Genomic DNA, 784 nt, shown 5'->3' on the forward strand with positions numbered 1-784 from the left:
CCCGATTTGACTTGCGTGAAACCCCGATTTGACTTGCGTGAAACGTAGCATGGCCGGATCGGTTCAAACCGATAAGATTTAGCGTAAATTTTATCTAAATTGTAAGTTGCTCCGAGCTGCGGTTGGCGTGCTTAAGCAAATCCAGGGGATATGTCAGCTAGCCACCGCGCTTGGTCGCGAATAGTGTCGTCGTCGAACGCATGGAACAGGCTTGTACCGATCCAATGCCTCCAGGGAACACCCGCATCATCCGCGGAACCTTGCCGCGCGGCAACGGGAGCTCGAGGTGCGGCTGAAAGTGCTGCTTGGCACATGGATTCTCAACCAACTGCAAAAAGCCGGCGGATGGAATGGATGCGCAGATGCTGCTCCACTTACTGCGGTGTAAGCTGACGCAGATGGCGCTGCGTGATGCCGATCGTGCACTGCTTGGGGATTTGCTCAAAGGGGAAATCGTGGGTGAGGCTGGCTGATCGTTTGCTGGAGGGAGAAGGAGCATGTCCGGTCGCGTCCGGGTCCTGGTCGGCATGTTCAGTCATTGTGGTGGCATTGCAACTGGCCAACAGGTGGCCCGTACTTGCCCACCCCTGTTTGTCGCTTCCCGCCTTCGGAAAAGGGACAAGAAAAAAGCCCGGCACAATGGCCGGGCTTTTGCTGTTGCTGTCCGGGTGAATCAGAATTTTACGCCGAGGCCGACGCGTATTGCATGCTGGTCGACATCTGCATTGATTGCAGCGCCGCCGAAATCGAAATCCTTGTCGCCGAAGTCGGTGTAACGATACTC

Annotated in this window: 1 protein-coding gene; it reads left to right on the forward strand. The window is 55.7% G+C overall.

What is annotated here, in order from left to right:
* Positions 1–350: 350 nt before the first annotated feature.
* Positions 351–473: a hypothetical protein gene (locus AB4Z23_RS27395; RefSeq protein ID WP_003518941.1), complete on the forward strand. Its 123-nt coding sequence runs from the start codon at positions 351–353 to the stop codon at positions 471–473.
* Positions 474–784 lie beyond the last annotated feature (311 nt).

Source organism: Agrobacterium sp. MCAB5 (genome assembly GCF_052114365.1).
Classification (GTDB): domain Bacteria; phylum Pseudomonadota; class Alphaproteobacteria; order Rhizobiales; family Rhizobiaceae; genus Agrobacterium; species Agrobacterium tumefaciens.